The sequence below is a fragment of the Paracoccus sp. JM45 genome (genome assembly GCF_003590715.1).
Classification (GTDB): Bacteria; Pseudomonadota; Alphaproteobacteria; order Rhodobacterales; family Rhodobacteraceae; genus Paracoccus.
In genome coordinates this window covers 1-6,768 of record NZ_QQVY01000042.1, presented here as the reverse complement: position 1 = coordinate 6,768, position 6,768 = coordinate 1, and the positions used below count along the sequence as shown (strand labels likewise).

Sequence of the window (6,768 nt, the reverse complement as noted above, 5' to 3'; positions counted from 1 at the left end):
TATCCCGCCAGCTGAGGCAGAAGAGAACTTCTATGCACAGCGCAGCTTGCTCGATATGGTCGCGTGAAATGAAGCTATAGGTCTCCGACAGACCCGGGGCGATTCAATGATCAATAGGATGAACGGCAGCTAAGGGCCGTCCACGTCCGCTAGCCAATGCTGATCTGGCTGACGCTGCGGTGCATCCGAGGTCTGCAGTGAGCCCTATCTGGCGGTTCCATCGTTCTTTTTTCGTTCGACATACTCATTGCGGGCCAGCTCAATCTTCTCCAAATTTTCTTCGGCCCAAATCCAGACACCGCAGAATGCCTTGCTCAAACCAAGTCCAAGATCCGTCAGACGATACTCGACCTTCGGAGGGACCACTGGATAGACAGTCCTGGTCACAAGCCCGTCACATTCCAATGCGCGCAAGGTCTGCGTGAGCATCTTTTGACTGATCCCTTCGCAGGCCTTGCTGAGTTCACTAAAACGGCAGCATTCCCGCTCCGTCAGGATTTCGATCAAAAGCATAGTCCACTTGTCCGCAACCCGACCGATGGTTTGTTCGACCAGGCGATCCACTGCTGGATCAGTTTCAGAGACGTTCAGCAGGTCTTGTCGTAACAGGTCGTTTGTCATGCGCTACATACTCTCTTTTGGGTAAGTATAATTCTTTTCGGTGCGTTCTTTCCCAAAGATAGCGAAAGCCACATGTGTCCTCCAGTCATCGAAAGGAACACAGAGCAATGACTTTCACCAATCGTACGATCCTTATCACTGGCGGCAATTCAGGGATTGGTCTGGCCCTCGCCGAGGCGCTGCAGTCCAAGGGAAATCGCATCATCATCACCGGGCGCAACAGTGACAGCTTGCAAGCAGCTATGCAGCGAAACCCAGAAATGTCCGGTTATCTCATTGATGTCACAGACGAAAACTCGCTTGCGGCATTCTCCGACGCGGTCATTGCCGAACATCCTGAGCTTGATACCGTCATTCTGAACGCGGGTATTATGGAAGCAGAAGATTACACCGCCGAACGGGTTAGTCTGGACGTGGCCGAGCGCACCATCGCAACAAACCTGACCGCGCCCATTCGCCTTGCGGCAGTGCTGCTGCCCCATCTTCGAACCCAATCGCATGCGGCGTTGCTAACTGTATCTTCGGGGCTGGCCTTCGTGCCCAAGGCTGCTAACCCGGCCTATTCAGCAACCAAAGCCGCGATCCATGCTTGGACACAGGCGGTGCGCTATCAACTGCGCGATACCTCAGTGGATGTCCACGAGATTGCGCCTCCGCTTGTCGCAACAGAGTTGACGCCGGGCCAATCAGCAGTCTCCGCTGCGATGCCGCTGCAAGAATTTATCGACGAGGTCGTTGGGATTCTCGCGCTCACTGAGGTTCCAGACGAGATCTTAGTGGCCCGTGTCAATTTTCAGCGCAAAGCCGAAGCCGAAGGCCGTTACGAGGAGGCATTTTCGGCGATCAACAGCTGAGACATGAAACGGCGCGCAGCTCAGATTAGGTGACTAATCAGGTAGTACGACGAAGGGTTGAAGCGAGTTTGTAAAGCTATCAGAAATTGCGGCTTTGTCCGCAAAGCAGACCCTCACTCCACCAAAATGCTGCACGTCGGACGAATGGCCGGTTTCGTGAAGCTGCACCGCCGCGCTCGGCCACCAAGCGAAGGTCGGCTCAGGGCCGTGAGCGGAGATAGTGGCTACCTCACCGAATGGCCGAAAATTCCTGCACAGTGGGCTCTCATGCACGACGTAGCAAAAGGCGCTTTTGTCACGCCTCGTTCGGGGAAAGGCAACTTCTTTGACCAAAAAGGAAGAACTATCTGGTGCTTTTCACTGACGGCACCGTGATTTTCTGCAGCACAGCCATTCTGATGTATTTGTCCGAAAAAACCGGCAAACTCGGTGTTGCGCCGGAACATCGCAGCGAGCTGCTGTCATGGCTGATGTTCATCGCCTCAGGGCTTGGAGCGTTCTCAGACCACAACGTGCATTTCCGCCACGTCGCGCCCGAAGATCTGCCCTATGCTAATAACCACTACATGCGCGAAACCTAGCGTCATTATGAGGTGCTGAACGACCACCTGAAAGGCCACGTATTTATCGTTGGCGACAGCTATTCGATTGCCGATGTGTCGGCATGGGGCTGGATCAGCCGCGCACCACGCGTGCTGGGCGGTGAAGGGCTTGCCAAATTCCCCGAGGTTGATCGCGGGTCAAAATCCGTCAACGCCCGCCCTTTCGCGGCGAAAGTGGAATAGATCTGCAAGAACGAGACGTTCAAAAACCCCAATGCCTGCGCTATACCCCCGCTTAGTCGCCTTCCTGCAATAACACACCCTTGGGGCGGACCGGCGCAGTCATGGTTTACGCACAATGACCATCGGTCGGCCGCATTCCGGGTCGGGATGAATGCAGGCATCGATTGAAAAGACCTCGCGCAGCATCGGGGTGGTGGCCATCTTGTCGGGCGATCCACATCCGCTGAGACCACCATTGCGTAGCATCACAATATGATCGGCATAGCGGAATGCCTGATTGAGGTCGTGCAGCACGGCAACGACCGTCTTGCCGGTTGCGACAAGGTCGCGGGCCAGTCGCAACAGTTCGACCTGATGATTGATGTCCAGAAAGGTCGTCGGTTCGTCCAGCAGCACGATATCGGTATTCTGCGCCAGCACCATCGCCAGCCAGACGCGTTGCCTTTGCCCACCCGACAATCCGTCGACCATCCGGCCCGCCAGATCCGTGATGTCCAGTCGGGCCAGAACCTCGTCAACTTTGGCGCGGTCGGTGCCACGGATACGGCCCCATAAATTGTTATGCGGGCTGCGGCCATAGCCGACCAACTGGCGCACAGTGATTCCTTCGGGCACCGGAAGGACCTGCGGCAGAAACGATACCTGTCGTGCCAGCGCACGGGCCGACATTGCGTTCAGCGGCTGTCCCATTACGTCGATCCGACCGGCGCGGGGTGGCATGGTGCGGATCACACTTTTCAGTAATGTAGATTTGCCGCACCCATTCGGTCCGATCAACGCAGTAAAGCGGGCGGCGGGGATCGAGAGGGTCAGGTCGGCGATAACCGGTTTGCGGTCGTATCCAAGGGTTAACCCTTCGACATGGATAGCATGGGTCATCAGCGTGTCCTAAACAGAAGCCAGAGAAAATAGGGCGCACCGATAACAGCCGTCAGCACCCCTGCGGGAATTTCGGCGGGCGGGGCGATGCCGCGACCCAATGTATCGGCGGCCAACAATATTGCCGCACCTAACATTCCGGCGGTCGGCAAAAGCCGCAAATGCCCGCCCCCGACCAACCGGCGTGCCAGATGCGGGGCGACCAGCCCGACAAATCCGACCGGACCAGCCACCGAAACCGAAATCGCCGTCAACATCACCGCCATTGTGATTGCGGCCCATCGGACCAGACGCAGGCGTGTGCCCAAGGCATGCGCCGTGTCTTCGCCCAAAGCAATAACGTCCAAGGGTTTTGCCAAGGTCATTGCCACCATCATCAATGGGATCAACGGCAAAAGCAGGCCCAGATGCGGCCAGCCGCGTGCCCAGAGGCTGCCGGTCAGGGACAACAGGGCGGTATTCACCTCGACCGGATGGGTCAGCAGTAGAAACTGGGTGACGCCTGCAAAGGTGGCGGACACTGCGACCCCCGATAGGGCAAAGCGCACGGGTGAAAAGATGCCGGCGTTATAGGCCATTAGCAATGCCGCACCCGCGGCACCGCCAAGCAGCGAAAAGAACGGCAGGTAACCCACGCCCGGAAAGACCAACAATACAAAGGCAACGGCCAGCCCGGCCCCCTGCGTCACCCCCAGAATGTCGGGCGAGGCCAGAGGATTGCGGATCACCCCCTGTACCAGCGCCCCTGCAACGCCAAGCGCAGCGCCGATCAGGATGCCGGTCAGGCTGCGGGGGAAACGATGGCTCCAGACGACGAAGTCTTGTGGGTTATGGGCCAGCAACAGATGCCAGACCTGCAAAGGGGTAATGGTGGTCGCGCCGGTGCACAGCGCGACCAATGTCAGGGCCGATAGCACGATCAGCGCGCGGATCATCGCAGGCCCCGCGCAAGGATCAGGAAAAACGGCGCACCGATCAGGGCCGTGACTGCCCCTGCCGGCGTTTCGGCGGGGAAGGCCACGCCGCGGGCGGCAATGTCGGCTGCCAGCAGGGCAATGGCACCGACGGCTCCGCTCATCGGTACAAGGATGCGGTGGTCTGATCCGACCATCAGCCGAGAGATATTGGGGGCCATCAGCCCGATAAAGCCGATCGGTCCCGCCACGGCCACGGTCGCGCCGACCATCACACAACCCGCAGCAAAGACCGATAAACGTAACAGCCGCAGCCGGACGCCCAACGCGCGGGCGCTTTCCGCGCCAAGGTTCATCAGGTTCAGCGACGGCGCGACCAACGCCCCGACGACAAAGCTGCCGAACAGGACGACCCCCATGACCTGCACATCCGTCCAGCGGATATTGGACAGCGATCCGGCCAACCAGTTCAGCACACCAAGCGCCCGCTCTTCGGCCAGCAGCACGACCAAACGTGTCAACCCTGCACAAAGCGCCCCCATGGTCATTCCAGCCAATACCAAGCGGCCACGGGATGCCTCCTCGGACCATGCGGTGCCCAAAAGGAAGACCAGCGACCATGCGACAGCGCCGCCAATGACCGCGGCGACGCCGCCGGGCATGGATGCGCCAACCAGCCCGCTGGATACAATGGCAAGCCCCAAGCTTGCCCCGCCCGTCACCCCCAGCATCGTGGGCGACGCCAACCGGTTGCGCGATATTCCCTGCATCAACAGACCGCTAATACCCAACGTCGCCCCGATCAACAGCGCTGCGACCGCGCGGGGTAAACGGATGCGGTGGACAATTTTCGCGGCGGTGGTGTCGCCTGCGCCGGTCAGCGCCGACAGCACATCCGCACGCCCGATAGCAAAGGTCGAAAATGCCGACAGCGACCACGCAAACAGCGCGGCCGCGATCAGCAGGGCAAGGGTGAACTGCCAAAACACCCGCATCGCGCGGTCAGTCAATCTGTTCAAAGCTGCCGTCCAGAACCGCCAGCGTATCTGCGGCGATTTTTTCAGCGGCCATAATCCCGCGGTTGCGCGCCCAGACATTCGGATCGACCGAAATGACGCGACCGTCAGACGCCTTCAGAATGGACCAAAGCTCGTCCCCGTTCCATGTATCGATGATTGACGGGCGGCGGTAATGACCAACCAGCAGATAGTCGGGGTCCAGACCCAACAGTTGTTCAAGGCTGACAAAATCGGACGCGCCGCCCTGGGCGCGTACCTCGGGAACGTTGATCCCGAGGCTTTGCAACACCGACCCGTCATAGCTGTCCGGCCCGTGCAGGGAAAAGCTGTCCTCGCGCGCGGCGCCAAAGATCATGGTGGCTCCGTCGGGAATGCGCCGGGCGTAATCGGCCATGCTTGCACGATGCTGTTCCAGACGGGCCTGCATCTGTGATTGTTTATCGACCGCCTTGCCGATCAGCGCGGCAGAGCGCAGGCTACCTTCGTAATCCTCGCCCCGTGATGGTAACAGCAATGTCGGGGCGATGGCGCTAAAGGCATCATAAACGGCTGAATGGCGGTCCAGATCGGCAATAATCAGGTCGGGGTGCAGGGCGGCAATCGCCTCAATACTGGGTTGCGGGCGCGTCCCGACCGAGGTCCAGTCGCCCACAATATCACGCACTTCATCCGGAATGCGGGCCGGATCATTGTCATCTGCCACGCCCACGGGCGACACATCCACCGACGCCAGCGCATCCACAAAGGAAAATTCAAGCGCCACGATACGATGCGGAGTATCGGGCAGTGTGACTTCATGTGTGCCGTCATTTACGGTAATCGGGTCGGCCAGCGCGGATGAAGCCGCAAGACACAGGCCGAAGACAAGTCCTAGATTTAATTGCATTTTCAGGTCCTGACTGTGCTCTCCCCGAACGGGGGGCTACTTTTGTTGAGTGTAAATGTCAACAATTGGTACAGTTGCAAGACAGTCCTGAGTTAGCAGCTGCAGGATAGTGAAAACATGCAGACAACCGTCCTGATACAGGTTTTTCGCAAATCATTACGGCGCAACCCAAAGGCCGGATGACTATGTTCACAACACTTTGACCGTTAAAATTGTGGTGCGCGACGGTGAAAATTCACATCGCTAATAAACGCTGATCGTCGAAGTGATATGGTCAAATTGGACGATATGAACAGTAGCCCGGATTATAAATTCATAAACTCAAGGCAGTTTTGTATGATTTGCAGCCGGGCAAACCAGATGCCGAAGTGCTCCATCTCCTATCTGACCGTAAATCGCCGTAATGTCATTCAGTGTATCGATGATCACCTTGTCGGACCTGCCGGCTGGGACCATTGCTGCGGTTGTCGCCAGCACCGACCTGAATACGCATACTGTCGTGGTGTTTGCATTGCATAATATGTGCCTGTATGGCGTTGTTGCAGAACTCTGACTGTCGAGGATTCACATTGTGAATCCATGCGGTTAGGCGGATTGCATGAGCAAGCCATCACCCGCCCGCTACCGCACAACGAACTAGTCCGACTATACTGCGTCGCTGCGCAAACGCGGATCACTGTTAATCTGGTTGGACAAGGAAATGACCTGGCTTGCGCCGCATGACGGCAGCCCCGGTCGCCCTGCGGTGTTTTCCGACGCGGCGGTCCAGTTCTGCCTGACCATCAAAGTGCTGTTCAAGTTGCCGTTTCG

At 58.0% G+C, this 6,768-nt stretch carries 10 protein-coding genes; 5 read left to right on the top strand and 5 right to left on the bottom strand.

Annotated elements, in window-relative coordinates; all coding sequences use genetic code 11:
* Positions 1-204: 204 nt before the first annotated feature.
* Positions 205-621 carry a helix-turn-helix domain-containing protein gene (locus DWB67_RS17390; RefSeq protein WP_119808808.1) on the bottom strand — a complete coding sequence of 139 codons (417 nt, stop codon included), beginning with the start codon at positions 619-621 and terminating at the stop codon, positions 205-207.
* A gap of 107 nt (positions 622-728) precedes the next feature.
* Between DWB67_RS17390 and DWB67_RS17385 the strand changes: the two genes are divergently transcribed.
* From DWB67_RS17385 to DWB67_RS18225, 3 genes are all read left to right on the top strand, one after another.
* A complete protein-coding gene (locus DWB67_RS17385; protein WP_119808807.1) occupies positions 729-1,475 on the top strand; it encodes an SDR family oxidoreductase in 747 nt (248 codons plus the stop codon).
* 350 nt (positions 1,476-1,825) lie between these two features.
* Positions 1,826-2,056, top strand: a complete 231-nt coding sequence (locus tag DWB67_RS18230) for a hypothetical protein (RefSeq protein WP_220475181.1) — start codon at positions 1,826-1,828, stop codon at positions 2,054-2,056.
* A 12-nt stretch (positions 2,057-2,068) separates the two neighbouring features.
* On the top strand, positions 2,069-2,260 hold the full coding sequence (locus tag DWB67_RS18225; protein WP_220475180.1) for a glutathione binding-like protein: 192 nt from the start codon (positions 2,069-2,071) through the stop codon (positions 2,258-2,260).
* Between the two features lie 99 nt (positions 2,261-2,359).
* On the opposite strand, the gene DWB67_RS17375 is transcribed toward DWB67_RS18225, so the two are convergent.
* Genes DWB67_RS17375 through DWB67_RS17360 form a run of 4 tightly spaced genes read right to left on the bottom strand, consistent with a single transcriptional unit; the run spans position 2,360 to position 5,958 of the window.
* Positions 2,360-3,139: an ATP-binding cassette domain-containing protein gene (locus DWB67_RS17375; RefSeq protein WP_119808806.1), complete on the bottom strand. Its 780-nt coding sequence runs from the start codon at positions 3,137-3,139 to the stop codon at positions 2,360-2,362.
* The gene (locus DWB67_RS17370; protein ID WP_119808805.1) at positions 3,139-4,074 is read right to left on the bottom strand and encodes an iron ABC transporter permease; all 936 of its coding nucleotides are present in this window, start codon (positions 4,072-4,074) and stop codon (positions 3,139-3,141) included. The genes DWB67_RS17375 and DWB67_RS17370 overlap by 1 nt, the downstream gene beginning before the upstream one ends.
* Positions 4,071-5,048 (bottom strand): iron chelate uptake ABC transporter family permease subunit, encoded by a 978-nt coding sequence (locus tag DWB67_RS17365; RefSeq protein WP_119808804.1) that lies wholly within the window; start codon positions 5,046-5,048, stop codon positions 4,071-4,073. Before DWB67_RS17365 ends, DWB67_RS17370 begins: the two co-directional genes overlap by 4 nt.
* 7 nt (positions 5,049-5,055) lie before the next feature.
* Positions 5,056-5,958, bottom strand: coding sequence for a Fe(3+) dicitrate ABC transporter substrate-binding protein (locus DWB67_RS17360; protein WP_119808803.1), 903 nt, complete (start codon positions 5,956-5,958; stop codon positions 5,056-5,058).
* 421 nt (positions 5,959-6,379) lie between these two features.
* Here DWB67_RS17360 and DWB67_RS18530 point away from each other — a divergent pair, with 421 nt between their 5' ends.
* Both DWB67_RS18530 and DWB67_RS17355 read left to right on the top strand, forming a co-directional pair.
* Positions 6,380-6,511 (top strand): hypothetical protein, encoded by a 132-nt coding sequence (locus DWB67_RS18530; protein ID WP_255418748.1) that lies wholly within the window; start codon positions 6,380-6,382, stop codon positions 6,509-6,511.
* 105 nt (positions 6,512-6,616) lie between these two features.
* Positions 6,617-6,768 (top strand): transposase (locus tag DWB67_RS17355; protein ID WP_255418749.1); only part of this gene is annotated, 152 nt, incomplete at its 3' end.

What these genes read in the sequence shown, in the direction of transcription:
- DWB67_RS17390 (WP_119808808.1), bottom strand. Translation starts at nt 621, where the DNA reads ATGACAAACGACCTGTTACGACAAGACCTGCTGAACGTCTCTGAAACT.
- DWB67_RS17360 (WP_119808803.1), bottom strand. Translation starts at nt 5,958, where the DNA reads ATGCAATTAAATCTAGGACTTGTCTTCGGCCTGTGTCTTGCGGCTTCA.
- DWB67_RS18530 (WP_255418748.1), top strand. Translation starts at nt 6,380, where the DNA reads ATGATCACCTTGTCGGACCTGCCGGCTGGGACCATTGCTGCGGTTGTC.
- DWB67_RS17375 (WP_119808806.1), bottom strand. Translation starts at nt 3,139, where the DNA reads ATGACCCATGCTATCCATGTCGAAGGGTTAACCCTTGGATACGACCGC.
- DWB67_RS17385 (WP_119808807.1), top strand. Translation starts at nt 729, where the DNA reads ATGACTTTCACCAATCGTACGATCCTTATCACTGGCGGCAATTCAGGG.
- DWB67_RS17370 (WP_119808805.1), bottom strand. Translation starts at nt 4,074, where the DNA reads ATGATCCGCGCGCTGATCGTGCTATCGGCCCTGACATTGGTCGCGCTG.
- DWB67_RS17365 (WP_119808804.1), bottom strand. Translation starts at nt 5,048, where the DNA reads ATGCGGGTGTTTTGGCAGTTCACCCTTGCCCTGCTGATCGCGGCCGCG.